This window comes from Desulfotignum balticum DSM 7044 (assembly GCF_000421285.1).
Lineage (GTDB): Bacteria > Desulfobacterota > Desulfobacteria > Desulfobacterales > Desulfobacteraceae > Desulfotignum > Desulfotignum balticum.
Genome location: NZ_ATWO01000001.1, coordinates 3,179,999 through 3,205,233 on the forward strand (window position 1 = coordinate 3,179,999; position 25,235 = coordinate 3,205,233).

34 protein-coding genes are annotated in these 25,235 nt (G+C 49.1%); 1 reads left to right on the forward strand and 33 read right to left on the reverse strand.

From position 1 onward, the window contains the following. Positions 1 to 9: 9 nt before the first annotated feature. The 20 genes from K365_RS0115995 to K365_RS28800 form a co-directional block, all read right to left on the reverse strand. Entirely contained in the window at positions 10 to 609 is a 600-nt protein-coding gene (locus K365_RS0115995; protein ID WP_024335392.1) for a hypothetical protein, read from the reverse strand. Positions 610 to 755: 146 nt separating this feature from the next. Further along, positions 756 to 1,124 carry a class I SAM-dependent methyltransferase gene (locus tag K365_RS0116000; RefSeq protein ID WP_024335393.1) on the reverse strand — a complete coding sequence of 123 codons (369 nt, stop codon included), beginning with the start codon at positions 1,122 to 1,124 and terminating at the stop codon, positions 756 to 758. Then, a complete protein-coding gene (locus K365_RS0116005; RefSeq protein WP_024335394.1) occupies positions 1,121 to 2,251 on the reverse strand; it encodes a DegT/DnrJ/EryC1/StrS family aminotransferase in 1,131 nt (376 codons plus the stop codon). The genes K365_RS0116000 and K365_RS0116005 overlap by 4 nt, the downstream gene beginning before the upstream one ends. Continuing rightward, complete coding sequence (gene rfbC / locus K365_RS0116010; protein WP_024335395.1) at positions 2,248 to 2,808, reverse strand: dTDP-4-dehydrorhamnose 3,5-epimerase; 561 nt, start codon at positions 2,806 to 2,808, stop codon at positions 2,248 to 2,250. Before rfbC ends, K365_RS0116005 begins: the two co-directional genes overlap by 4 nt. Before the next feature lie 14 nt (positions 2,809 to 2,822). Continuing rightward, positions 2,823 to 3,929: a CDP-glucose 4,6-dehydratase gene (rfbG, locus tag K365_RS0116015; protein ID WP_245569193.1), complete on the reverse strand. Its 1,107-nt coding sequence runs from the start codon at positions 3,927 to 3,929 to the stop codon at positions 2,823 to 2,825. Next, entirely contained in the window at positions 3,929 to 4,708 is a 780-nt protein-coding gene (gene rfbF / locus K365_RS0116020) for a glucose-1-phosphate cytidylyltransferase (protein ID WP_024335397.1), read from the reverse strand. Before rfbF ends, rfbG begins: the two co-directional genes overlap by 1 nt. Positions 4,709 to 4,786: 78 nt before the next feature. Further along, the gene (locus K365_RS0116025; protein WP_024335398.1) at positions 4,787 to 5,866 is read right to left on the reverse strand and encodes a nucleotidyltransferase family protein; all 1,080 of its coding nucleotides are present in this window, start codon (positions 5,864 to 5,866) and stop codon (positions 4,787 to 4,789) included. An 8-nt stretch (positions 5,867 to 5,874) separates the two neighbouring features. Continuing rightward, positions 5,875 to 6,795 (reverse strand): methionyl-tRNA formyltransferase, encoded by a 921-nt coding sequence (locus K365_RS0116030; RefSeq protein ID WP_024335399.1) that lies wholly within the window; start codon positions 6,793 to 6,795, stop codon positions 5,875 to 5,877. Then, complete coding sequence (locus K365_RS0116035) at positions 6,792 to 8,000, reverse strand: LegC family aminotransferase (RefSeq protein ID WP_024335400.1); 1,209 nt, start codon at positions 7,998 to 8,000, stop codon at positions 6,792 to 6,794. Before K365_RS0116035 ends, K365_RS0116030 begins: the two co-directional genes overlap by 4 nt. Positions 8,001 to 8,051: 51 nt before the next feature. Beyond that, entirely contained in the window at positions 8,052 to 8,366 is a 315-nt protein-coding gene (locus K365_RS29430) for a four helix bundle protein (RefSeq protein WP_024335401.1), read from the reverse strand. Next, a complete protein-coding gene (locus K365_RS27450; protein WP_084489866.1) occupies positions 8,300 to 8,698 on the reverse strand; it encodes a GDP-mannose 4,6-dehydratase in 399 nt (132 codons plus the stop codon). The genes K365_RS29430 and K365_RS27450 overlap by 67 nt, the downstream gene beginning before the upstream one ends. Positions 8,699 to 8,810: 112 nt before the next feature. Further along, positions 8,811 to 8,978 (reverse strand): hypothetical protein, encoded by a 168-nt coding sequence (locus tag K365_RS27990; protein ID WP_156887739.1) that lies wholly within the window; start codon positions 8,976 to 8,978, stop codon positions 8,811 to 8,813. Positions 8,979 to 8,981: 3 nt separating this feature from the next. Next, positions 8,982 to 10,370: a hypothetical protein gene (locus tag K365_RS0116055; protein ID WP_024335403.1), complete on the reverse strand. Its 1,389-nt coding sequence runs from the start codon at positions 10,368 to 10,370 to the stop codon at positions 8,982 to 8,984. A 16-nt stretch (positions 10,371 to 10,386) separates the two neighbouring features. Continuing rightward, positions 10,387 to 11,379 carry an NAD-dependent 4,6-dehydratase LegB gene (locus K365_RS0116060; RefSeq protein WP_024335404.1) on the reverse strand — a complete coding sequence of 331 codons (993 nt, stop codon included), beginning with the start codon at positions 11,377 to 11,379 and terminating at the stop codon, positions 10,387 to 10,389. 144 nt (positions 11,380 to 11,523) lie between these two features. Continuing rightward, positions 11,524 to 11,874 (reverse strand): helix-turn-helix domain-containing transcriptional regulator, encoded by a 351-nt coding sequence (locus K365_RS0116065; protein ID WP_024335405.1) that lies wholly within the window; start codon positions 11,872 to 11,874, stop codon positions 11,524 to 11,526. Positions 11,875 to 11,883: 9 nt separating this feature from the next. Then, the gene (locus K365_RS0116070) at positions 11,884 to 12,111 is read right to left on the reverse strand and encodes a type II toxin-antitoxin system RelE/ParE family toxin (protein WP_024335406.1); all 228 of its coding nucleotides are present in this window, start codon (positions 12,109 to 12,111) and stop codon (positions 11,884 to 11,886) included. Positions 12,112 to 12,194: 83 nt separating this feature from the next. Next, positions 12,195 to 12,347 (reverse strand): DUF3368 domain-containing protein, encoded by a 153-nt coding sequence (locus K365_RS29435; RefSeq protein ID WP_201765655.1) that lies wholly within the window; start codon positions 12,345 to 12,347, stop codon positions 12,195 to 12,197. Beyond that, entirely contained in the window at positions 12,344 to 12,598 is a 255-nt protein-coding gene (locus tag K365_RS0116080) for a UPF0175 family protein (protein ID WP_024335407.1), read from the reverse strand. The genes K365_RS29435 and K365_RS0116080 overlap by 4 nt, the downstream gene beginning before the upstream one ends. A gap of 386 nt (positions 12,599 to 12,984) precedes the next feature. Continuing rightward, the gene (locus K365_RS28795) at positions 12,985 to 13,239 is read right to left on the reverse strand and encodes a hypothetical protein (protein ID WP_034625065.1); all 255 of its coding nucleotides are present in this window, start codon (positions 13,237 to 13,239) and stop codon (positions 12,985 to 12,987) included. After that, positions 13,181 to 13,681 (reverse strand): hypothetical protein, encoded by a 501-nt coding sequence (locus K365_RS28800; protein WP_245569194.1) that lies wholly within the window; start codon positions 13,679 to 13,681, stop codon positions 13,181 to 13,183. Before K365_RS28800 ends, K365_RS28795 begins: the two co-directional genes overlap by 59 nt. On the opposite strand from K365_RS28800, the gene K365_RS28805 reads away from it, so the two are divergent. After that, a complete protein-coding gene (locus K365_RS28805; protein ID WP_245569195.1) occupies positions 13,661 to 13,966 on the forward strand; it encodes a hypothetical protein in 306 nt (101 codons plus the stop codon). The genes K365_RS28800 and K365_RS28805 overlap by 21 nt on opposite strands. A 176-nt stretch (positions 13,967 to 14,142) precedes the next feature. On the opposite strand, the gene K365_RS0116090 is transcribed toward K365_RS28805, so the two are convergent. The 13 genes from K365_RS0116090 to K365_RS0116150 all read right to left on the reverse strand — a co-directional run bounded on the left by K365_RS0116090 (position 14,143) and on the right by K365_RS0116150 (position 24,908). Then, positions 14,143 to 14,424: a type II toxin-antitoxin system RelE family toxin gene (locus tag K365_RS0116090; RefSeq protein ID WP_006968852.1), complete on the reverse strand. Its 282-nt coding sequence runs from the start codon at positions 14,422 to 14,424 to the stop codon at positions 14,143 to 14,145. Beyond that, the gene (locus tag K365_RS0116095) at positions 14,421 to 14,642 is read right to left on the reverse strand and encodes a hypothetical protein (protein WP_029725431.1); all 222 of its coding nucleotides are present in this window, start codon (positions 14,640 to 14,642) and stop codon (positions 14,421 to 14,423) included. The genes K365_RS0116090 and K365_RS0116095 overlap by 4 nt, the downstream gene beginning before the upstream one ends. Positions 14,643 to 14,740: 98 nt before the next feature. After that, complete coding sequence (locus tag K365_RS0116100; protein WP_024335409.1) at positions 14,741 to 15,733, reverse strand: NAD-dependent 4,6-dehydratase LegB; 993 nt, start codon at positions 15,731 to 15,733, stop codon at positions 14,741 to 14,743. 151 nt (positions 15,734 to 15,884) lie between these two features. Then, entirely contained in the window at positions 15,885 to 16,184 is a 300-nt protein-coding gene (locus K365_RS0116105) for an addiction module antidote protein (RefSeq protein WP_024335410.1), read from the reverse strand. Continuing rightward, positions 16,181 to 16,483, reverse strand: a complete 303-nt coding sequence (locus K365_RS0116110) for a type II toxin-antitoxin system RelE/ParE family toxin (RefSeq protein ID WP_024335411.1) — start codon at positions 16,481 to 16,483, stop codon at positions 16,181 to 16,183. The genes K365_RS0116105 and K365_RS0116110 overlap by 4 nt, the downstream gene beginning before the upstream one ends. A 63-nt stretch (positions 16,484 to 16,546) precedes the next feature. Further along, a complete protein-coding gene (locus K365_RS0116115) occupies positions 16,547 to 18,202 on the reverse strand; it encodes a nucleotide sugar dehydrogenase (protein ID WP_024335412.1) in 1,656 nt (551 codons plus the stop codon). 274 nt (positions 18,203 to 18,476) lie between these two features. Then, complete coding sequence (locus K365_RS0116120; RefSeq protein WP_024335413.1) at positions 18,477 to 19,922, reverse strand: MerR family transcriptional regulator; 1,446 nt, start codon at positions 19,920 to 19,922, stop codon at positions 18,477 to 18,479. Between the two features lie 459 nt (positions 19,923 to 20,381). Further along, entirely contained in the window at positions 20,382 to 20,915 is a 534-nt protein-coding gene (locus K365_RS0116125; protein WP_024335414.1) for a hypothetical protein, read from the reverse strand. Positions 20,916 to 21,250: 335 nt separating this feature from the next. Next, positions 21,251 to 21,463, reverse strand: coding sequence for a type II toxin-antitoxin system HicA family toxin (locus K365_RS0116130; protein WP_024335415.1), 213 nt, complete (start codon positions 21,461 to 21,463; stop codon positions 21,251 to 21,253). Then, entirely contained in the window at positions 21,456 to 21,659 is a 204-nt protein-coding gene (locus K365_RS0116135) for a type II toxin-antitoxin system HicB family antitoxin (RefSeq protein ID WP_024335416.1), read from the reverse strand. The genes K365_RS0116130 and K365_RS0116135 overlap by 8 nt, the downstream gene beginning before the upstream one ends. A 128-nt stretch (positions 21,660 to 21,787) precedes the next feature. Beyond that, positions 21,788 to 22,729 carry a nucleotide sugar dehydrogenase gene (locus K365_RS0116140; protein WP_029725436.1) on the reverse strand — a complete coding sequence of 314 codons (942 nt, stop codon included), beginning with the start codon at positions 22,727 to 22,729 and terminating at the stop codon, positions 21,788 to 21,790. Between the two features lie 28 nt (positions 22,730 to 22,757). Then, positions 22,758 to 23,204: a MarR family EPS-associated transcriptional regulator gene (locus tag K365_RS0116145; protein ID WP_024335418.1), complete on the reverse strand. Its 447-nt coding sequence runs from the start codon at positions 23,202 to 23,204 to the stop codon at positions 22,758 to 22,760. A gap of 90 nt (positions 23,205 to 23,294) precedes the next feature. Next, the gene (locus K365_RS0116150; protein ID WP_024335419.1) at positions 23,295 to 24,908 is read right to left on the reverse strand and encodes a hypothetical protein; all 1,614 of its coding nucleotides are present in this window, start codon (positions 24,906 to 24,908) and stop codon (positions 23,295 to 23,297) included. Positions 24,909 to 25,235: the final 327 nt, after the last annotated feature.

Genomic DNA, 25,235 nt, shown 5'->3' on the forward strand with positions numbered 1-25,235 from the left:
AAATCTTTTTTAAACCCTTCTCTTTCGCCAAATTGGTCTGATATTATTTGTACAACAAAGGATATTCAAATTTATGTCTAAGAGGCTGTCTGGAGAAATATTGCAATTGAATCCAAAGTCTTCGAAAATTGGATCTGTAATATATGGTTTGCCCGAAAAGTCGCATATTTTTATTTCCTGTGGAATCACATGCGGCGATATTGAATAACTGCATGCATATTTGACATTTTTGTTTTTTAGATAGCAATCAGCTAATTCAGTGCCCTCCATGTCTTTAGAAATCGGAATATCATACCTCTGCAGAGACTCTGCCGTCGCATTAAATTTTCCGCTTAAAAAGCAATACATGAGAGGTGCTTTCTTGACAGAGATTGAAATTGACTGACCCCCAAAATTTTTAACCCAGGTATTTTCAAATTTATTTGAAACCCTATAAGCAAAAGATCCCGGCACCAAGTTTGTTCCGTTATACCCGCCCATTTGATTAAAGGGGAAAAGCAAATCACATCCTTCGGCTCTTGAAACATAGAAGCCTTGTTCTTCACAAAACTGTTTCAACTGCCCTGGGGTGTATTCATATTGAAAAAATTGAGGGCGAGAGGATTTCATTTTCAGTATTTTCTTTATAATTTGTTTTATATTGCGTTTAATTTTTCGGTATCGAACATAAAAGGATTTGTTCGGTGTTGTAATAATTGCGATTCCCCCAGGTCGTAACACTCTGTATGCTTCTTCAATAGCCTTTTGAGGTCCATCTATGAAATGTTCACAACCCCGAGTGAAATATAGCCGCTTATGCTGTTATCCTCATAGGGGAGGTCTGTTATATCGCCGTAAATAAATTTAGCGGTAGGGTCAATTTCAGATTTTATTTGATTGAGCTTAGTGATTGCATTTTCTGAAAAATCAATGCCTTCGATATCAATACCCAGCCTTTTCAAATAAAAATTGTATCTGCCGAGCCCACAACCCGCCTCTATAACCTTGCCGAATCTTGGTACATATTTTGTGATCCATTGGCGGCCGCCATAGTAGTCCCACATTTGGATTTCAGATATCGGAGATATTTCTTTCCATGCATTATCCCATGTAGATAATGATTGGCCCAAGTCTGTGGTACTCATTGTAAATATGCCCTGATGGTATCTAACACATATATAATTTCGGCATCCGCCAGATCCGCATGAAGCGGAAGCGTAATAAACCGGTCCGCCTCTTTTTCGATGAAAGGACAGTTCCGGCCAAAGGATTCAAACAGCGGCTGAATGCTTAAGGGCGTATAGTGGCAGCCTGTGGCAATACCCTTGGATTTGAGATGTATCATCAGTTCATTTCTGTTATCCGCCCGGATGCCGAACATCTGATAGGGATATTTTTCCGGTTCATATGGCAGCAGGGGAATGATGCCGGGCAGGTTTTCCAGGCCATCAAGATACTGCCGGATAATTTGGGAGCGTTTTTGATTGAACCCGGGCAGTTTTTTGAACTGAACCAGTCCGATGGAAGCTGCCAGATCATTCATGTTGTATTTATACCCCAGCACATTCAGCTCATAATACCAGTGCATGGCATCCTGATCTGCCTGGGTGTATGTCTGGGCGGTTTTCCAGTTGTCCTTGTCAATCCCCACCCAGCGCATGGCTTTGACATCCTTGAACAGCTCTGGATCATTGGTGACCATCATGCCGCCGTCGCCGGTGGTCATGAGCTTTTTTTCCTCAAAGGAATAACACCCGATATCCCCCCAGACTCCCAGCATTTTGCCTTTGTACATGCCGCCGGCAGTATGGGCGCAATCTTCAATGACTTTCAATCCTTTTTCCCTGGCCCAGGGCATCAGTTTTTCCATGGGCACCGGGTGCCCCGCATAATGGACCGGCATGACGGCCACGCAGTTTTTGTCATATTTTCGTTCCAGATCTTCCAGGCTGATTCCCAGGGTAACGGGATCGGAATCCACAAAAACGGGAACAAGGCGGTTGTACAGAATGGCAGATGCAGTGGAAGAAAAGGTCAAGGACGGCACCAGCACCTTTTTGCCTTCAGGAAACCTGAATACTGCCAGGGCCAGGTGCAGGGCCGCAGTAGCGGAGTTCAGGCCCACAGCCATTTTGGCACCGGTGAAGTCCTGCCAGGCTTGTTCAAATTCGCTCACTTTGGGTCCAAGGCCCACCCAGGAGCGGTCAAAGGCTTCTTTGACGGCCTGGAGTTCTTCTTCGCCGAAGGATGGTTTGAATAGTCTTATGTTCATACTGAGATCCCTTTATATCTGTCAATGAATGTTTCAAATGAAAGATTGTTCTGATCCTTTTCCGACAGAACCGGCTTAGTCGCCCGCCAGTCAATTCCAATTTCTTTGTCATTCCAGGCGATGCCTGCTTCAGACTCTTTGGAATAATAATTGTCCACCTTGTACAGGATTTCTGAAATGTCGGTCAGTGTGCAGAAACCATGGGCAAATCCCCTAGGGATGTAAATGGCTTTTTTGTTTTCTTCAGACAGCTCGATGCTGTCCCATCTGCCGAATGTGGCAGAACCCAGGCGAAGGTCAACAAATACATCCAATACAGCCCCCCGGATGCACCGGACCAGTTTGGTTTCTGCATAAGGAGGGCACTGGAAATGCAGCCCGCGGATGATCCATTTTTTTTCAGACCGGGAATGGTTTTCCTGGACCCATGCAGTGGTCATGCCATGTTCCTGGAAGATGGTATCATCAAAAGTCCGCATGAAAAACCCCCTGTCGTCCGTCAAGGGGTTTAAACTGATTTCAAAAGTGCCGGTTAGTTTTCGTGGTTTGATATTCATAGTTAATAGGAGCCTTAATCAGTTACCCAGCACATCCTTTTTTCATGTGCTGTTTGGATGTATTCCTCAAAATCCTGGTGCGTAAGGATGTTATTTTCTGAATAATAATGTTTATACCAGACCGAGGTTTTTTCCAATGCCAGACTGGAGTCCCAGACCGGGTGCCAGTCGAGAAGGGTGTTGGCCTTGGCGCAGTCCAGCCGGAGCAGGCCCGCTTCGTGGGGCTGCTCTTTGTCCGGTTTAAACTCGTATGCCATGGCATCCCAATGGGTTTTGAACTGCTTGACTACCTGGCCCACGGTCATAGTGTTCTCCCGGGCCGGGCCGAAGTTGTAGGCATCTGCATGGTCTTTTTTGCCTTGTAGCAGTTTTTGACCCAAAAGCAGGTATCCGCTCAAGGGGTCCAGCACATGCTGCCAGGGCCGGGTGGCGGCAGGATTGCGGATGATGACCGGCTGGTTGTCTGCGGTGGCACGGGCAATATCCGGGATCAGGCGGTCTTCCCCCCAGTCGCCGCCACCGATGACATTGCCGGCCCGGGCTGTGGCCACAAGGGTGTGGTGGGTGCGGTTGTACTGTGTTGGATGAAAAAAGGACCGGCGCCAGGAGGCGGTCGCAAGTTCCGCGCATCCCTTGGAGGCGCTGTAGGGGTCGAACCCGCCCATGGGGTCGGTTTCCCGGTAGCCCCAGACCCATTCTTTGTTTTCATAGCATTTGTCCGAGGTGATGGTGACAATGGCCTGCACGGTATCCACCTTGCGGCAGGCGTCGAACAGATGGATCGTACCCATGACATTGGTGGCAAAGGTTTCCACCGGTTCCCGGTAGGAGCGCCGCACCAGGGGCTGGGCAGCCAGGTGAAAGACGATGTCCGGCTGCACATCCTGGATGGCTTTATCCAGGGCCTGGGGATCCCGGATGTCTGTGATGATGGACTGGATGGGCAGATCCAGGAGCTGAAAATGGCTGGGCCGGGTGTCCGGAGGCAGGGCCAGGCCGAATACCTGTGCGCCGAGGCGGGTCAGCCAGTAGGCCAGCCAGGATCCTTTGAACCCGGTATGGCCGGTGACCAGGACCCGTTTGCCGGAATAGATATCTGCAAACATGACCGGCATCGCCATCACCATATTTTCCAAGCCGGGTTGTTCTGCCAGAGTCTTTCCAGCAGCTGGTTGTCCCGAAAGGTATCCATGCACTGCCAGAAGTCCTTGTGCTGGTATATGGACAGCTGGTTTTTAGGGACCAGATCGTCAAAAGGTTCGTTTTCCAGGTTGATGGACGGATCATCCGGGATGCAGTCGAAAAAATCTTTCTTGAATACAAAATACCCGCCGTTGATGGGAGGCTGGCATTCCACATCCTTTAACTGCTGTTTGAATTTTTCCACCATGTCTCCTTTTACCACAAGGTCGCCGAACCGGGAAGGGGGAAACACCCCTGTCACGGTGCCGATGGTGTCCATCCGGGTATGAAAATCCACCAGTTCTTTGATGTTCACGTTGCTGACCGCATCGCCGTAGGTGAGCATGAACCGGTCTTCGGTGATGTACCGGCTGCACAGGCGGGTGCGGTAACCGGTCATGCTGTTGTCCCCGGTCTCCACCAGGGTGATTTTCCAGTCCTCTTTGATGCAGGCGTTGTGGACCTGCACATGGCCGTTGTTGGACAGGTCCACAGTGAAATCACTGTTGTAGTTGTAGAAGTTCAGAAAATAATCCCGGATCATGTCGCCTTTGTAGCCCAGGGCCAGCACAAACTCCTTGTACCCGAAATGGGCATAGTGTTTCATGATATGCCAGAGAATGGGCTTGCCGCCGATCTCCACCAGGGGTTTGGGCTTGAATTCGGTTTCTTCCCGAAGGCGGGTGCCCATGCCGCCGCATAGGATGATGACTTTCATACCTTTTTCCAATCCTAAAGCATTTTTTTTACTTTAATCAAAATACTGCATAAAATAATTTTAGTTTACAGCATAAACCTAAGATATTAACATTGAACCAAATTTTAGTTTAGTCGACGTCTTTTGGTACTCTTCCCACGACCCTACATCCGACCAGGCATAATCTGGAATGGGAAAGACTCCCACCCTGCCTTCTTTTTTCCTGACCTTTTCAATCAAATCCGTGATATGAAAAATTACATCTTCCGGGATTTCATCAATGGCCTGGGGTTCAAGCAGATACACCCCTGTATTTATTTTAAAAACAAAATCAGGCTTTTCCTGCAATTGGCTGAGTTGCCCGTCAGACCGGGTTTCCAGGGTACCATATGGGATCGTCAGATGCTTGACCGCAGCAACGATGGATATCTGATTATTGAATTTTTTGTGGAATTCATAGATTTCCGACAGATCTTGGTCGATCAAAATGTCGCAGTTTGACACCCAGAAAGTATCGGTCATCCTGCCTTTGAGCAACTGAAGGCTGCCGGCTGTGCCAAGGGGTTCTGTCTCCTGGATATAATCGATTTCATATTCCGGACTGTTGAGTTCCGACAAATAATGCCGGATCGTATCGGCTTTGTAATTGACTGAAAGAATAAAGTGATGGCTGCCGCCTCTTACAAAACTGTCCATTATCCTTTCAAGGATTGTCTTGTTGCCCAAAGGGATCAATGGTTTGGGAAATACATTGGTCAAAGGCTGCATTCGGGTCCCCCGCCCACCGGCCATGATGACGACGGGTAGATTGATTTGTTTTTTGGGCGGACATGTTTCCGCATAAACATCATGCCAGAATAAAATATCGGCCAATTCGTCCTGATCGTTGAGTATCGGCATAAATTCAGTTCGAAATTTCATCATCCTATCGCGGATATTCTCTGGATCATCCTCTTGGCGTGCCACCCGAATTTGAGAGCGCATGGCTTCGCTGATCGGTTTTTTCAAATCCAGATCGGCGATAATGGCCCGCTGAATATCACCAATACTTATAAGCCCATGATAATGACCATTCTGGGTGACCAGAAGAAGCTTTTTATCTTCTTTGTCCATCCGCTTCAAGGTTTCCAGAATTGAGGTATTTTTGTCAATAGAGACTTTTTCAATTTTTAATTTCAAGTCAGATTTCATTGGTTATTATCTTTGTTTAATAGTCGATCACCTGCGCGGAGTTTACGACCTTTTTTTATATATTCCAATATCTCAATCATTGAATCTTTTGTTTTCACAAAAACACTTTTCTTTGATGTATATAACACAGCACCAGGAATACCCTTAAATTCAGGAGTTTCAGGAACAATCGCTGCTTTATTTATGCATACCTCATCTTCTTCGTGCATACATCTTGCCATGGGGCCTGGTTTACAAATGGCCCGAATGAAATTAAAAATATCTCTGGAATTCTGATTCCAATCTAAATTCTCATCTCCTGCCTTTCGCTGGGAACAGTACATGCCAACCGGGTGAATATCCTTTTGATGAATTCGTTCAGCTTTACCTGAAATTATTTTCTTAACAGCGCCATACAGAATTTTAGGGCATTCTTTGATCGCTTTATTCAGCAAGGTTGCATAATTATCAGAGTCGATTATGGGAAATCTTTTCTGATCGATTATATCCCCTGTATCGATACCCTCATCAATATAATGGACAGTGATACCAAACTCTTTTTCATCGTTGATCAATGCCCAGTTCAAAATATTTCGGCCTCTGTAGAAAGGAAGCATCCCTGCATGGCAATTAACCGTTCCAAAAAGCGGCAGATCAAAAGTTCTCTTTTTGAAGATCTGATTAAAACTCATTGAAATAAACAAGTCGGATTTATGGGCGGACATCCAATCTAAAAATGCATCTGAGTTTATATTTTCATTAGTTACCCAGGGAATATGATTTTTCTCTGCAAGGTTTATGAGAACTGGATCTGGATGATCATTCCTTACGACCACAAACTGAATTTGAATTATGGGATCACCGGCAAATAACTCAAAAGCCCCATGTGCCCATTCTCCATCTCCAAAATAACCAATTTTTAATCTTTCTGGTTTCATGATCTCACACTGCTGGGAAGGTTGATAATCCGGTCCTGGAGCCATCGGGCATTGTCCAGCGAACCGCTGACACATGCGGCATACATGGCCAGATCCGGCATCAGGTTCCAGGCCGGCCGGGTCATGACACCGGCGTTGTTGGTGGCTTCAAGCAATGCATCCCGGGCGGCCCGGTCTGCCAGGGCAATGGTGCACAGCCAGTAATTGCTTTGAGTGTCGTGGGGTTCCGCCATAAACTGTCCCCAGTCCCGGAAGGCAAAGAACGCCTGATAGGCCCGGGCGATCTCACGCTTTTGTTTGAGGATATCCGGGAGCCTTTCCAGCTGGGCGCAGGCCAGGGCCGCGTTCAGATTCGGGAGCCGATAATTGTATCCGATCTCATCATGGTCAAATTCCCAGGGGTGGGGAATCTTGGCCGTGGTGGTAAGGTGTTTGGCCCTGGCTGCCAGGGTGTTGTCCCGGGTCAGGATGGCCCCGCCGCCACCGCAGGTGATGGTTTTGTTGCCGTTAAAGCTCAAAATCCCCAGATCACCGAACAGGCCGCAATGGGTTTGTCTGGACCATGAGCCAATGGCTTCGGCTGCATCTTCCACCACAGGGATGGACCAGGCTTTGGCAATTGCAACGATCTGTTCGATCCGGCAGGGGTGGCCGAAGGTGTGCATGGGGAGGATGGCGGCGATGCGACGGCCGGTGTGTTTGTTAAACACAGGTTGGTATTGAGGTTGAGGATAAGGTTGAGGTTGAGAATTCTTAGTCTTAACCTTAGCCTTAGCCTTAACCTCTGTGTTTTCTTTGAGCCAGGTTTCCAGGGCGTCCGGGCTGAGCCCCATGGTGTCCTTGTCCACATCCACGAACACCGGGGCTGCGCCCAGGTGGGCAATGGCGTTTGCAGTGGCCACAAAGGTCAGGGGCTGGGTGATGACTTCATCGTTGCTTTCCACCCCCACCAGCTTGAGTGCCGTCTGGAGGGCGCAGGTGCCGTTGACCGTGGCCACGGCCCGGGCCGCGCCGGTAAAGGCGGCCAGGTCCTGTTCGAACCGGTTGACATATTCGCCCACGCTGGACACAAACGTGGAGTCGATGGCATCCATGACATAGTCTTTGTCCCGCTGCTCAAACGTGGGGGCGTGCAGGGGGAGGTGGGCGGTGGGGGTGCGGTAGAGCTGGCGAATGAATGTTATTAAGTCTGAATATTTTTCCATAGTGTTTGAGGTTAAGGTTGAGGTTGAGAATTCTCAGCCTTAACCTCAACCTTAACCTTTGAGCGTTTTTAGGATTTTGTTCAGTTCGTGAATCAGTCCATTGTAGTTTTGGAAAAGAGTGTCGACAGTTTCAGTATCAAAGTATCCTACTTTTTGTCCATACAACAGATGGCTTTGTGTTTCATAGGCTGATCCGCGAGATATCAGGTAAAAATTGCTTTTATCCTTTTTGGTCTTTCTTCCAAATGCTTCTGCAATATTTCCGGACACACTGTTTGCCGCCCTTCTCAATTGCGAGGTCAATCCATAATCTTCCGACTTGGGCAGAACCGAAGAAATCCTGAACACCTCCCCGGAAAGCCCCACCGCCCTCTGCCAAACCTGCCTTTGATGTTGGTGTCCACATACGAGTCCGGCGCCACATAAGAATAAGGGATGGCAATCAGGGCCGCCAGATGAAAGATCACATCGATCTCTCTGGTGATCTGTTTGCAGAAATGCGGATCACGGACATCGCCGCACACCACCTCCAGGTTGTCCCTGCCCTTGATGACCTCCAGCCACCCCCAGTCGTTAAAGGAGTTGTACAGGCTCAAGGCCCGGACCCGGCAGCCCATGTCCAAAAGGGTTTCGGTGAGGTGCGAGCCGATGAAGCCGTCCGCGCCGGTAACCAGTATTCGTTTGTCAGTGAGTTTCATAGGTGTTGGGTGTTAGGGTAACGGGGGTGGGGTCAGGCTTGGCTTATTGGCTTATTGCATAGGGCCGCAATAAGCCAATAAGCCAAGCCTGACCCCTGTGTTGACCCCGTCATTATCTGACATAGTGCTTTGAGGCTTCTTCTATGGAACGATCATACTGTTTTACAATGTCTTTAATTCTTGAATTAATTTCATCTTGTCTTTTTTTGTACTCTTCGGTGGATGGAGAGGCTATTTTTTTGAATTTCACCTTTTTCTTCATCATGTTTTTTAGTGACATTTGTTAAAACTCCCTCAAATTATTTCTGTATGTTGTGTATGGTTCTATCGTGAGATCATGTTGAAACCATTGATCCTGATCACTGTCAAAAAACACGATATGATCTTGATCATGAAAAACCAACCATGGTTCCGGCTCAAACGTACCTGCAGTTGCATCAATGATTATTCTGCTGACAGTCAGTGTAAAATCATCTTTTGGAATAACAAAATCCGCACACCAGATAAATTGCGGGGTCGGTAAGCGCAATAAAATGTTTTTCAGATCATCATTCATGTTATGGTTTTCATACGCATGTTTCTTCAGCGACCGTGTCGATGTCAGGTACGGCCTGCATACCGCATCCGGCGGAATGTTTATTCCTCCAGTTTCAACAAGCGATCGAATCCGTTCCATGACAACATTGGCATTTAAATACATCTTTTCATAAAGGGGCACAACCATATAATCCAGATCTTGAAAACAATATTTAATTCCAGGCCGCTGCTTCCTGGGTATAAACGTAAACGGCAAATCATTGTCATCGGATATTATAAATTCATCAATATAGTCCACGCTCCAGTTCAATACATCCTGTTGATTTGATTTTTTTGGGGTCTTTTTAAGCGGACCATGCCCTATCAAAGCAACTGCATGCTCTTTCCGGGTCATCACACCTACCAGTGGGATACCAGATTCAAGGTAAGCATAAACTGCCTGGAAAAAAGATCGGGGATTATTTTCATCTTTTTTCAACAGCAGGGGAAAAAAGCCTGCTTTTGTAAACAAGCTGGATATCTGTATAAGATTCAGGCCTTCAGACGGTATTGTCCGACCCAGGAAACCCGGTACAGCCGTCGCTATTTCAGCAATGGAAAACGCTTTGTATCTTGAATATTTATTTGCAAAGTAGTTGATGATAGACCAGACTGCAACGTGTGCACACACTGCTATGTCGGTTTCCTGTGCCATCCATGGAAACGAATCTACTGTAAAAACTTTTCCCAAAAGATGAGAAGTGGCATTTCCGGCTACAATATGAACTTTCGGAAGCGGACTGATGGCTTTCGGATGGATATGGCTTCGACCGCGATTTTCTACAAAACTGGGGCGCAATGTCATAAATCCAAAATAATCGGATTGTTGAATTTTTTCACCAAAAAAATGAAATCTTACACTCTCTCTGCAAATCCGTCTGTGTTTTTTTGTGTAAAACAATGAATATGTACTGCTGAAATCAAAATCTCTATATGGGAACTCGACAATAATTTGATGTACATCAGAGGACAATCTATCTTTCAATTCCTTGATGATCGTTTCATTAATTTTCCCGAATCCAACTGATATACTTGCCTGATATAATTTGTCAGGCCATGAAGTATCAGATAGTGTTATCAGTTCGATATTTATCATAACAGAGACTCGAAATTTAAACGTTGTAGATGTCTATTTTATACCGGGACAGGTTTTCAGGCTGCGTGAACCAGTCAATGCATTGTTGCAGGCCCTGTTCCAGGGAATACTGCGGTGTGAACCCGGTCAGGTTATGGATCTTGGTGTTGTCGCAGCACAGGCGGAACACTTCGGAGTTTTCCGGGCGGATCCGGGCGTCATCCGTGATGAATGTCACATCCGAGTGCATCAGCTGCTTGATCAGGTTCAGGGTGTCGCCCACGGAAATTTCCACCCCGGAGCCGATATTGACCACCTCGCCGATGGTTTTGTCCGACCGGGCCAGGTCAATGAATCCTTTGCAGGTGTCCAGCACATAATTGAAATCCCGGGTGGGTGACACATCCCCCAGCTGGATCTGCTTTTTGCCGGCAGCGATCTGGGTGATGATGGTGGGGATCACTGCCCGGGCGCTCTGGCGGGGGCCATAGGTGTTGAACGGCCGGGCAATGGTCACGGGCAGGCCGAATGCCAGGTGAAAGCTCAACGCCATCTGGTCCGCCCCGATCTTGCTGGCCGAATATGGTGACTGGGGTTGCAGCGGGTGGTTCTCATCGATGGGCACGTACTGGGCTGTGCCGTACACTTCTGAGGTGGAGGTGTGGATCACGCGAATGCACCCGTTTTCCCGGGCCGCCTGGCAGATGTTGAGGGTGCCTTTGATGTTGGTGTCCACATACGAGTCCGGCGCCACATAAGAATAAGGGATGGCAATCAGGGCCGCCAGATGAAAGATCACATCGATCTCCCTGGTGATCTCTTTGCAGAAATGCGGATCACGGACATCGCCGCACACCACCTCCAGGTTGTCCCTGCCCTTGATGACCTCCAGCCACCCCCAGTCGTTAAAGGAGTTGTACAGGCTCAAGGCCCGGACACGGCAGCCCATGTCCAGCAGGATTTCGGTGAGGTGGGAGCCGATGAAGCCGTCCGCGCCGGTAACCAGTATTCGTTTGTCAGTGAGTTCCATAGGTTTTGGGTATTGGGTTTTAGGTGTTGGGGAACCGGGGTGGGGTCAGGCTTGGCTTATTGGCTTATTGCATAGGGCCGCAATAAGCCAATAAGCCAAGCCTGACCCCTGGAGAGTTTCCTCTGGTAGCCAGTTGAAACAGCCTTATAGAGCAGTATCACACAGACCAGTATCTGAATGATGACGGGCAGTAACCACGAGTTCCAACCCTTCATTATTCTGTAAACAACTGAGAATCTCAAAAAAATTGTGTGCGCCAGGATTGCCGGAAGGGCTCAGCATCCGATGAAGACTTTTGCTCGGCTTATTGATCTGTCTGCTGAGTGTTTCAAAGCCGACAGTAGCCTTGATGTAGTCTCGCAATAACGCTTTTCCTACATCCACATCACCGGATAAAAAACTGTCTACTGCCTCGGTCAGCATAGCCTCACGATATGCAGGGTCCTTTTTGGCACGAGCCTGTATGGTCTCTCGAAAATTTCTGGTTAAAACCATTGCAATACCTCACTCACTTTGGCGTTTTCGGGCTTTATAATCCTGCCAGTGTATTTTTGCGGCATCGATATCTTGATTTTGGCGTTTCTTTGTACCGCCACCTAAAATGATCACAATACGCTCGCCATCTTTTCCGAAATAGATGCGGTAGCCAGGACCAAAATCAATTTTGTACTCGAAAATTCCACCACCAACGCCTTTTGTGTTTGAAAAGTTGCCTTGCTCAAGCCTGTACAATGCAGTTAAAGTTGGGGGTCAGGCCTGCGTTATTGTAGTTATTGGGGGGTTGGGTATTGGGGCATCGGACTAACTGGAGCTAATTATTGCCGGAGGGCAAAATCGATTACCTTCTTACTCAGGTAAATGCCATTGGATTGCATTCTATCTATTGCTTCTGTCATCGAAAAATCAAGTCCTTTGCGTTTTGCACGGAGCAGTACGCCTATTGATCCTGTCAGACAAAGACCGTTCAATCTCGCAATCCTTCTGCCAACAGTTCTTCTTCTTCAAGGTCTATCATCGGCACGTTAAACCGGTGGAGTCCAAGCAGAAACGCAACCCTGCTGCATCCGGCCAATTCAGCGGCCATCCCTGACGAAAGCCGCTTCAGTTCAAACAGTTTGACAGCCATTGCCATTCTGGCCTCGTCCTCAAATGCCTGCTTTGTCATCTGGAGGAGATCCGGCAGATTCTGTGGATACTCGACATTAAATTGATTTTGCATATTCACCACCTGTCAAAAATCCTATTTATTTGAATCATAATATGATTTTGTTTTTTTTGAAACCGTTTTTAAAAAGGTTTCATACCAGGTCATGGCTTCGGGTTGCAGGAATCAGAGACAGTTCTTTTAAAAACTTTTTTCTGTATCTTACCTTCACCAAGTCAATAGCGGGGTGGTGTCAGTCCCTAAACGAGTCCCGGGGGGCTGTGGTCAGGGTCATTGGGAGTTTTAAGTGTTAAGTTTTAAGCCTAATCCGGCCCCGAATTGCATAGCTCCGCTCTGTCGGTTACATGGCGGGAGGATGTATCCGATGAGGGGTGGTGCAAGGGGGTTGTATATAGCATCCATAGAGTCCTGTAAATAGGTGAAACTACCTAGTGGGGGGTTCAGAGCAGCTGGATGCGGATGCGGCCGGAGCCTTCCAGCATTTTCTGTGACGGGAGTGGGGTCAGGCGTTCTGTGGACAGGGGGCATTCAATGCGATGGGTTGTTTTCCATCCTGTTTCTGATAAAAGACGGTGGTAATCAAACAGGGTGATGGCATTCTGCGTTTTTTCCTGGATGGCCGGGGTGGATTCAAAATCACGCCAGTCCGCATTGAGAAACGCCAGGATGGTGCCTGGTTTTGTGTGTTTGTTCATATGCCTTTTGTTTCTTGGTGTAATATGGGGGATCAAAAAAAATCAGGTCTGGTTTTCTGGTCACGGGCCATGGGTCGTTTTGGGGGTCCCAGTGGTGGTGTTCTATTTCAGGACGCTTGTCCCGGACTGCCAGGTCAAAGGCCTGGCACCGGCGTTCAAAAACCAGGCAGGTGTCCGGAACCACCCCGCCGCCGGCCATGGGGTCCAGGACCTGGTCGCCCGGTTTTGTGAAGTAGTACAGGGTATGGGCAATGAGCTGGGCCGGAATCCGGCCGGGCCAGTCGTCTCCGAATCGGTCGTCACATTCGTTGAAATACCACTGGTCCCAGGTGCGAAGGCCCCAGCCCAGGTCCTTGAATTTTTCCTGGTCTGTTTTTCCCTGCAAGCGGATGGCCCAGGCCAGGGCCAGGTCCATCTGCAAATGGGCGGCTATGTATTCCATGGTATGGCCCATAGAGAGCAAATTACCAATATTGCCAAAATTTGCATTATTGGTAATTTGAGAAATTCTCTGTTGATTTATTCCCACCTTTCCCGAAATTTTCTCCTGGGTCCATCCAAGGCGGCTGAGGCGGAGGATGGTGGCGGTTTGGCCGTCGGCATAGTTGAATACCCGCTGGATCTTGATCGGCGGGAACTGGGCACCAACGGCCAGGGCTTGAGCGTAAGCGTCGATGGTTTGACGGCTTTGGGTGGTTCTGGGGTAGATGGTGGGGTCCCAGGTTAGGGTTTTGATTTGGATGAGCATTAAGCAAGTTTTAAGTGTTAAGATTTAAATTTTAAGCAGACCCGGGTGGGGTCAGGCTTGGGTTATTGGCTTATTGCAAAGGGCCGCAATAAGCCAATAACCCAAAGTCACACGTAAGCCAAGCCTGACCCCTGGGGTTTGTTGGGCGTTGGGTATCAGGGAAATTTACGGTAAATATCTTTCCGATGAAGCGCACGAACAAAGACAACTGCAGTTTCAGATTCAACAGACACTATTTTAATGCCAATTCGGAAATTCCCGGTACGAATTCGATAATAAATGTTTTCATTTGTCAATTTTTTTAAATCGGTAATATCCAAAATATTTTCGGCTTTCTCAACTTCCTGGATAACTTCTTTAACCCGCTGTGTGAAATCAGAATCATTTTTCCGCTTTTTTAAATCTCCAGCAAAACTTTTTTTAAAAATTGTTTTCATAAAGAAACTATCGAACGCTTATCATCAAGAATTTGAAAAATTTCGTCTCTTTCCACAACTTCCGAATCTTCGCCTTCCTGAATAGCCTTGACCAGTAGAATATCTTCCATCACGTCCTGGAGTATATCATAGACAAGGTCCTTTCTTTCTTCCATGGCTTCAATGATTGCTTTTTTAAAAAGGTCTTTTATTTTTTTTTCATCTATCAATGTCTGCATGACGGATCTCCCGAAAAAGTTTGTTGCGTTCATTACAATGATAATCTTTTGGGATATGTATTGCAATAACAACAATAAGGAAAGCCTGACCCCGAAATTTAAACGTTGTAGATGTCTATTTTATACCGGGACAGGTTTTCAGGCTGCGTGAACCAGTCAATGCATTGTTGCAGGCCCTGTTCCAGGGAATACTGCGGTGTGAACCCGGTCAGGTTATGGATCTTGGTGTTATCGCAGCACAGGCGGAACACTTCGGAGTTTTCCGGGCGGATCCGGGCGTCATCCGTGATGAATGTCACATCCGAGAGCATCAGCTGCTTGATCAGGTTCAGGGTGTCACCCACGGAAATTTCCACCCCGGAGCCGATATTGACCACCTCGCCGATGGTTTTGTCCGACCGGGCCAGGTCAATGAATCCTTTGCAGGTGTCCAGCACATAGTTGAAATCCCGGGTGGGTGACACATCCCCCAGCTGGATCTGCTTTTTGCCGGCAGCGATCTGGGTGATGATGGTGGGGATCACGGCCCGGGCGCTCTGGCGGGGGCCATAGGTGTTGAACGGCCGGGCAATGGTCACGGGCAGGCCGAATGCCAGGTGAAAGCTCAGCGCCATCTGGTCCGCCCCGATCTTGCTGGCCGAATACGGCGACTGGGGCTGCAGCGGGTGGTTCTCGTCGATGGGCACGTAAAGGGCTGTGCCGTACACTTCCGAGGTGGAGGTGTGGATCACACGAATGCACCCGTTTTCCCGGGCCGCCTGGCAGATGTTGAGGGTGCCTTTGATGTTGGTGTCCACATACGAGTCCGGCGCCACATAAGAATAAGGGATGGCAATCAGGGCCGCCAGGTGAAAGATCACATCGATCTCTCTTGTGATCTCTTTGCAAAAATGCGGATCACGGACATCGCCGCACACCACCTCCAGGTTGTCCCTGCCCTTGATGACCTCCAGCCACCCCCAGTCGTTAAAGGAGTTGTACAGGCTCAAGGCCCGGACACGACAGCCCATGTCCAGGAGGGTCTCGGTGAGGTGGGAGCCGATGAAGCCGTCAGCGCCGGTAACCAAAATTTGTTTGTCTGTGAGTTCCATGTGGGGGTCAGGCCTGCGTTATTGTAGTTATTGGGGGGTTGGGTATTGGGTTTTAGGTATGGGACTAACGGGGGTGGGGTCAGGCTTGGCTTATTGGCTTATTGCATAGGGCCGCAATAAGCCAATAAGCCAAGCCTGACCCCCATTCAAATCAAGAAGCGACGATTTCAATTTTAACATCTAACGCTGTCAACAGGCGGCGTATCGTTTCAAATCGGGGTTTTGCACCGGGTTTCAACGCTTTGTATAAGCTCTCTCTCCCAAGTCCTGCATTTTGAGCCACTGTTGAGATACCCTGTGCCTTGGCAACATCACGAACCGCATCCAGAAAAGCATCAGGATCCGGATTGTTTAGAGCCACGGACAGATATTCAGCAATCGTTTCTTCATTGTCCAGATAATCACTTGCATCAAATGGAGCAATGTTCAATTGGCTGTTCTTTTTCATCATTCATTTTCCTCTAACAATTTTGCCATCTCATGCGCCTTGGCAATATCCCTTTTTTGATTCCGCTTAGTACCCCCGCAGAGCAGGATAAAGACCACCGGCCCGATACGAGAATAATATACCCGGTATCCCGGGCCAAAGTGAATCCGCATTTCCCATACCCCCTGCCCTACTGCCTGACAGTCACTGAAGTTGCCTCTTTCAGCAGATCGGATTCTATCAATAATACGTGCTTTACCTCGGGCATCCTTAAGCTTTCTAAGCCACTTGTCGAACGCTTCTGTACGCAGTATTGTATTCATGGCGACATTGTATCCAAATAGATACTGATTGGCAAGTCTAAGTGGGTAGTGGGGTGACCCCATTCATTGTTTTTTTTGTATGCGGTCTTTGATGCGTTTGATGTGGCCGCGGCCCAGGCCTTTGACCTCGCAGCCCAGTTCAAAGTAGTGCTGGATTTTGGCATCGCTCAGGATGCCGAAGCAGTCGATGACGGCCATGGGTTTTCCGCTGAGGGCGACCATCTGTTCGGGGTCCAGGTCCATGTAGGCATCGTGGCGGACGGCCAGGATCATGCAGTCGGCATCTTTGAGGGCATCGGACAGATCCTGCCGGATCCGGGTGTCGCTCAGGCGTTCCTGGTTGCGGAAGAACCGGGACCAGGAACGGCCCGGGGATGGGTAAGTGTCCTGTTTTTCCAGTTCCCACCAGTGTGTGACGTAAGGGTCGTGGATGACCAGGTCTCCGCCCATTTCCGTGAGCTTTCGGACCACCAGTTCAGAGCCGCTGTACCGGGTGTCCCCCACATCCTCCCGGTAGGAAGCCCCCAGCAGGGCGATGCGGGAGGCGGCCACGATGCGGCCCATGTTGCGCAGGGCATCACGGACCAGCTCGGCCACGTGCAGGGCCCTTGTGTCGTTGATGTCAATGGCCATGGGGGTGATTTTGAATATGTCGTCTTCAAATCCCATGAGGGCGTTGTAGGACCACACGCCCAGGCCCCCGTCCTTGGGCAGGCAGTAGCCGCCGATGCCCGGACCGGGGAAGATCATGTTGTTGTGGGTGGGCCGCACCTTGATGGCATCGATGACCTTGATGAGGTCCACCCCGTTACGCTCGGCAAACAGGCTCCATTCATCCAGAAAAGCCAGGATGGTGGCCCGGTAAGAGTTTTCCACGATCTTGGCGGTTTCGCTTTCAATGGGCCGTTCCAGCACGGTCAAGGGAAACTGGTCCACATTGAGCACCATGGACAGGAAGGCTGCCACCCGGTCCCGGGAGGCCTGGTTGATGCCGGAGCACACCCGCCAGAAATCCCGGATCGATTTGACATAGTGGCGGCCCGGCATGACCCGTTCATAGGAGTGGGCCAGCAGGGGTTCCACATCCATGATGCCGCGATGGGCAAAGGCTTTTTTGATCAAAGGGTAGGCCACGTATTCCGTGGTGCCGGGCGGGACCGTGGTTTCGATGAGCACCAGGCAGTCGGGCCGGATATGGGCGCCGATCACTTTGAGGCTGTCTTCTAAGGCCGCAATTTCCACATTGCCCTCCCGGACATTGCCCAGGCGGTCCTTGAGGTAGTCGCACTGCACATCCACCACCACGATGTCTGCCAGGGACAGGGCTTCATAGGCAAAGCTGGCCGTCAGGGTCTGCTTTTCCAGCACGCACCGGGAGATCAGCGGGGCCACTTCCGGGTCTTCCGCCTCCACGGGTGCCAGGCCCCGGTTCAGCATGGGAATTTTCCAGAAAGATCTGGGGGACGGGCGCTGCATGCCGATGACAAAATAGGGGGAATCGTTTTTGTCCTTGTCCCAGGCATCTGCCACCACACCGGCCATGACCGCGCCCACAAACCCCACGCCCATGACCACCACTATCTGGCGGCCCTGGTCCTGCTGGGATTTGCACAGCTGCTTAAGTCGACTGATTTCCCGGTCATAGTCTTCGGGACCGGGTAAGGGGAATTCTTCGCCGTTGGGAGCGGTGGAGACGGGGGTGGGGGTCGGTTGGGTCATAATTCAGGTCCTTGGTGTTGGGTCATCGGTAGTGGGGTCAGGCTTGGCTTATTGGCTTATTGCATGGGGCCGCAATAAGCCAATAAGCCAAGCCTGACCCCCGGGGATTTTCAGTTTCAGTGGGTATAGCTCCGCTCTGTCGGTTACATGGCGGGAGGCTGTATCCGATGAGGGGGTGGTGCATTACAGAATGGTTGTATATAGCATTCATGGGTTTGTGTAAATAGGGGAAAGTACCTAGTGGGGGTTCAGAGCAGCTGGATGCGGCCGGACCCTATGTCCGTCGGGCGATCAGCAGGGTTCTGCCCGTGGTGCCCAGGATGCGGCTGTCCTGCATTTTCTGCACCTGGTTTCCGGTCAGGCGTTCTGTGGACAGGGGGCATTCAATGCGGCGGATGACCTTCCAGCCGGTTTGTGTCAAGAGCCTGTGGTAGTCAAACAGGGTGATGGATCTGCCGGGGTCTTCCTGGGCGGCCGGGGTGGATTCAAAATCGTACCAGTCGGCATTTAAAAAAGCCAGGGTCGCGCCGGGGTTGGTGTTTTCATGGGCCAGGAAGAAAAAATCCTTAAAAAATGCTTCATACGCCTTTTTTGTAAAGGATGATATGGAAGGGGCTGCTTTGCCGGCTTTTTGTTCGTATTCCTTGGCTTTTTTGGTGTAATACGGGGGATCAAAAAAGATCAGGTCCGGCTTTTTGTCAAGGGGCCAGGTGCGTTTTTGCGGATTCCAGTGATGGTATTCGATTTCCGGGCGGCCCTCTGATGGGGCCAGATCAAAGGCCCGGCATTTTCGTTCAAACGCCAGGCAGACATCCGGGACAACGCCGCCGCCGGCCATAGGGTCCAGGACCAGGTCGCCGGGTTCTGTAAAATAGAACAGGGTGTGGGCGACCAGCTGGGCAGGGATGCGGCCGGGCCAGTCATCTCCGAATCTGTCATCACATTCGTTGAAATGCCATTGATCCCAGGTGCGAAGGCCCCATTCAAGGGCTTTGAATTTTTCCTGATCTGTCTTTCCTTCAAGTCTCAATGCCCAGGCAAGCGCCAGTTCCATGTTGTAATGGCCGGCAATGTATTCCATGTCCCGGCCCTGGGAGAGCAGATTATTAATTTTACCAAAAATGGTATTATTAATAATTTGCGCCACCCGGCCCTGGGTCATCTGTGTTGTCCGGGCGATCTTTTCCTGGGTCCATCCAAGGCGGCTGAGCCGGATAATAATGCTGTCCCTGTTTGTTTTTTGCCGGGCGCGGATATCAGTGATCCATGCGTTGACGGTCTGCTGGATCACACCCATTTTTTCTGCCAGGGCCGTTTCAGTATATCTGCATTTCGGGTCTGATGATGCAATGTCCCTGGCAATGCGCTTTTTATCGGCCAGGGTCAGCCGGTCGCCATGGCTGGTGTTGTTCCGGGCCGACTCCAGGAGCAGCTCTGTTTTGGCGGCTTCGTAGTCCAGGACCGCGTCCTGGTAATGGATCACGGGGATGTCCGTGCGGCCGGCCTGCCTGAACGCGTGCCACCGGTGCACCCCGTCGATGAGGATCAGCACGATGGCCAGCAGATCCCCGCCCGGGGTGTAGTTGACCACCCGCTGCACCATGACCGCCGGAAACTGGGCCCCGATGGACAACGCCTCCACATACGCCTCCACGGTCTTCTGGTTGACGGCTGAGCGCGGATAAACCGCTTCATCCCATATCAGCTCCTGGATTTTCATTTCGGGGTCTGCGTTACGTGTGACCTTTAGGTTATTGTAGTTATTGGGGGGTTGGGTATTGGGGCCTCGGACTAACGGGAGCTAATTATTGCCGGAGGGCAAAATCGATTACCTTAGGAAGCGGGGTCTGACCCTGGTAAGTATTTGTTTCTATAGGAAAATGAGTCAAATATTGGCTGTTTTTTCCTCTTAGTGCCTGGTTTTTGGGGTCAAAAAGTGGATTTTAAGGATTTTGCCTGGGGTCAGGCTTAAAAAAGTTTCGAAAATGGAGACGCGGAGCCATGCTGCTATAATGCTTTCTTGCTCAACTTGCTGCATTGTTTTATGCTCGGATGTTTAAGGCTTTTCCGGACGGTGGGTCGTCAGCCCTCAAGTATAAGCTCTCACAGAAGCTATGGTCTGGGCTATGCTTCGTCACCAAAGCATTCGCACTTGCTCCCCTGTCTCCGAAACTGATTTTTATTCATCTTGAAAATCTACCAATGTCTCAAAAGATGCCAATCTGAGCTTTCTGTTCAACTCCCGGAAAGCGAATCTGCCCTGGTCGAGATTCTTGACAGCATCTGTATAAGATATTTGGTTCTCTTCAACAATATCCCGACCTTCCTTGTAAATCACTTTCTGGTAAGATGAGGTTATCACCTGATTGTGAAATTCACCAATCTGTTCATTCAATGCCTTGCGCGTTTCCAAGGCCTCGCTAAGACTAATCGAATCTCCATTAAAATTGATGAAATGGTTGAAGTTTGCCCGCTGAATAGAACTGTTGAGTTTCCGCCGCTTGATTTCTATCTTTCTTAATTCCTTTCGAGCGGAAACAACATCAAAATCTGGGCTGGGACGACGAATCTCATCATTTCGAGAAAATGACAACCTGTCTCTATTCTGCTTTGATTCAGGCAAACAGTCTTTTAGTGTCTTAATCCTGGCGTCATACTCTGAACGGAGTTCCAGCGCCTCGTACAAATATAATGGCTTGTTTTTGTCTTTCATCTTATGCACTCCCTCCTTTCTGGTAATTCGGGGACAGACCATAAAAAATGCTTGTTTTTGGCTCTTAAAAGCAACTTTTTGGGTGAAAACAGGGTTTTAAGGGATTCCCCCTGGTGGTTGCATGTCATGGTTTGAAAGGGGTTTGCAGATCCGGGTCGTCCAGGAGGGTGGGGTCGGCCTGGGCCACGTCCCGGGTCAGGTCCTGTGTGGGTATTGGGGCATCGGACTAACGGGGGTGGGGTCAGGCTTGGCTTACGTGTGACCTTGGGTTATTGGCTTATTGCATAGGGCCGCAATAAGCCAATAAGCCAAGCCTGACCCCGAATTGAAATTTGTTACAAAACTTCTTTGAACTCCTCCACAGTCATGCCGGCATCTTTGATGATCCCGGCCATTGTGTAGGCATCAACAGGATTTGAACGTGGTATGGTAATGATCCTTACGCCATTTGTCATGGTTATGTGTTTTCTTTTCCTGGCAACCCAGAAGCCGCTCTTCTCAAACGCTTTTACGGCTCTTTTATGATTGATCCCAGGCAGTTTAGGCATTCGTAACTTCTACGTACCTGATTTCATCATTTTCAGCTGTCAGCAGATTCACAGTATAAAGATAATCCTGAATGGCCTCACTGATATTTTCAAGGGCCTCTTCTTCCGTCGATCCCTGGGACCAGCAACCAGGCAGTCCGGGAACCCAAACAGCATAACCCTCTTCAGTCTTCTTGATATTCACCTGATATCTCATACCAAAACACCTCTTTTCATTATATTTATCAAAAAGCTTTCTGGTGGTCAGTTGGAATAATATTGTAATAATCCCGGGTGTTCAAGTCAACAACTTGTGAAACAGCAAGCCGGGAAAGCCTGACCCCGCTATAGTCTGCCGTGGGTGAGGGATTTGTCCAGGATGCCTTTGACATCGTAGATGATGGTGCCGGTTTGTTTGTGGGCGTTGAGGTGGTATCCGGCTTCCTGGGCTTTCTGGGCCAGGTAATAGGGGTCCACGCCGATGCAGTGGCCGCCTACCAGGCCGGGTTTGAAGGGCAGAAAGTTCCACTTGGTGTTGGCGGCTTCCAGCACGGCATGGGTGTCGATGTCCATGCGGTTGAAAATTTTGGCCAGCTCGTTGACAAAGGCGATGTTGATGTCCCGCTGGGAGTTCTCGATGACCTTGGCAGCCTCGGCCACCTTGATGGTTGGGGCCAGGTGGGTGCCGGCCGTGATGACCGAGCGGTACAGGGCATCCACTTTATGGCCGGTCTCAGGGGTAGAGCCGGAGGTGACTTTTTTGATCTTTTCCACGGTGTGTTCTTTGTCCCCCGGGTTGATGCGTTCCGGGGAATAGCCGGCAAAAAAGTCGGTGTTGAATGTCAAGCCGGATGTTTTCTCCACCACGGGGATGCAGTCTTCTTCCGTGGCACCGGGATACACAGTGCTTTCGTAAATCACGATGTCCCCTTTGGAGATGACGTTGCCCACGGCTTCCGAGGCCCGGATCAGAGGCGTCAGGTCGGGGCGGTTGTTCTTGTCGATGGGGATGGGCACGGTGATGATGTAGATGTTGCAGCCGGCAATGTCATCGAGGGTTGTGGTGCAGAAAAGGCCGTTGGGGGGCGGTTCCTGGGTGTGCGGCGGTTGTGTGAGCAGCACGCGCTGGAGGACATCATCTTCCACTTCCAGGGTGACGTCGTGGCCGGACATCAGCTCCGTAACACGGGCCTGGTTGATGCCAAATCCCACGACGGGGTATCTGGCGGCAAAGAGCCGGGCCAGGGGGAGGCCGACGTAGCCGAGGCCGATAATTGCGATTTTCATAAAAGTTTTCAGTTTTCAGTTTTAAGTTTTAAGTTTTAAGTTTTAAGTTAATGGGCAGGTTCAGGTCTTTCAGGAGGGTGGGGTCTGTTTGGGCGACGTCCCGGGTCAGGTCCTGGATCTGGGTTTTTATGTCTTCGTATTCTTTGAGGCGGCGCTTTAAAAACCGGACGGTGAGGCGCAGCTTTTCTTCAAACCCGCTCGGGGTCAGGATGTAGGCATACCGCAGGTGGCTGGGGCTGCCCTTGAAATTTTCCAGCTTGATGAACCCTTTTTCCTTGAGGCCGGTCAGGCAATAATTGACCCTGCCCAGGGCCACACCCATTTTGCGGCTCAGGTCCCGCTGGGACATGCGGGGGTTTTCCGCCAGAAGCTGTAAAAGCTGGAACTGAATGTTGAGTTGGTGTTGGGTATGGGGTGCTGGGTGCTGGGTGCTGGGCGCTGATTTTTTGGGGCTTTTTTTTGGGGGTCCGGGCATAGCTCCGCTCTGTCGGTTACATGGGGGTTCCGGGTAACCAACCGGTGATGTTCATTGAAGGAACGAATATATTTGGGTTTGTCGGGGTTGTCAAGGGAAGAAATTTTCCAATTCCGCTATTGCGTTTTCATCTTTGGATAAGGACAGCACTTTACAGGCCAACCAACGTTTTTCGAAAATCGCCTGTTTTACAGCGACATAATCACGCTGATCCCCTTTCAGAATAGTCAAAATCAACAAGCACACCAACAATTCCCGGTCTGTCTCTCCATCGATCCACTCCCAGGCTTTTTCCGTACAGACAGGTCCGTATTTGTCACTGATCTTGATGATCATTTTTTTTAAGCCGTTTATGGTATCTGTCAGAATTTCCTTTTTCTTGGAATCGCCATCATTATACCGATGAACATTACGAGCAATCGCTGTCAAAAACATCTCTTGACCCGTTGTCAGGTCTGCCTCCGAGTTCAACATAAAAAACGCCTCACCATCGGCACGGAACTGATCATCAGTATTGGCATATTCCTCCATGAGTGCTTTAAAATCAATGCCCAGGGATGTAAGATCGAGAGATTCAATGAGTTTTTTTGTTTGCTTTGTATATTCGGCTTGTATCTCTTTGTCATCAGGAAAAAAAGTTTCAAATACGGATAACACTTCGCTTTCAGAAATATAGGAACGAATGTTCCGACCTTTGCCCCCAAACATATCCAAAAACACATTTCCAAATAAAGACCAGACCCCGTGCGGCTGACCTTTGGGGAGCTGCAGCAGCTCCAATTGCCGGACAAGCTCTTTGGGGATCGATATCCAGGTTGCGGCCAATCCACGTGCGAAATCAAGCGAATTGAAGCAAGCACCGTTTTCCTGTAAACAAGCAATTTGTATCAACCTCGACAATTCCTGGTCTGCATTGAACCAATCGGTCATTAAATCGATCGCCCCAAATTGACCGGCACTTTGGTATGCTTTCAAATTTTCGGAAAACCACTGTTCAACTTCGCCCCTTTCACATCTATCGAATAAAAATTGTAAGATTTCTCCTCGGTCACGCCCCCTGTCCTCCTGAATCAATTGATGAAAGCAATCCAGTAATTCCGGCCCTTGATAATGTTTCGACAATCGATCCAATAAGTTGACTTTGTCGACACAAACCGGTAATGAAATCTCTTTGCCCAAATGCTCTTTAATTAATTGTCCGGCCTCTTCTGCCTGATAAATGTCGATATCTCCGCTTACCATCGCCCACATGGGAAACCAGGCTTCAACCAGCATCGCGCAAGCCAAAATCGGGATATGATAAGATTGGCCCTGGGTCTTTCCATCAAAAAAATTGCGATGTTTTATACCGTCGTGATCTTGATAATCATTGATCTTATCAACTAAAATATCCACATACAGTTCTGTATGAAATTCTCCGTATCTACGAATATTTTTGTACAGACGGAATGATTCCCCAAACTCATAATCTCCCATGATTCCATTGGCATGCCAGTGCCTGTCCGATTGAGACTCAATCTCTCTTTCCAGGTTCCTGGTATAAATAGTCCGCTCCAATGCGTCGCCATTCAGAACGATTTTATCCCGCTTCAAACCGGCGATCCCACAGGCTTTCAACAGTTGCAATGTTTCAGCATAAACGATTTGCCAATCGTCGCTGTCGATTTTTTCCGGATAAACTGAAAGAAATATATTGATTCCCATATTGTTATCGAACTAAAGTTCCTGTATAGAAAGGGCCACAGACTTTATTGGAGGCCTGACCCAGTTAAGTTGCTGTTTTCAGATGATTTTATCAAATACGCTTTCTCAGAATTTTATAAAAGTTTTCCCTTTTAGCGATCATCAATATTTTAAGAGTGAAATCATTTTTTCCAGTGATGTATGCAATTCTATATTGCATCTTACCAACTATTTAAAATGATCTTTATTATATTATAAGCTGTAAAGTTAATAAGGATAACTTTTTTTATAGGATGCGGATTTTCTCAATAGCGGGGTCTGACCCCGACAAGTGCTTTTACCCACCTG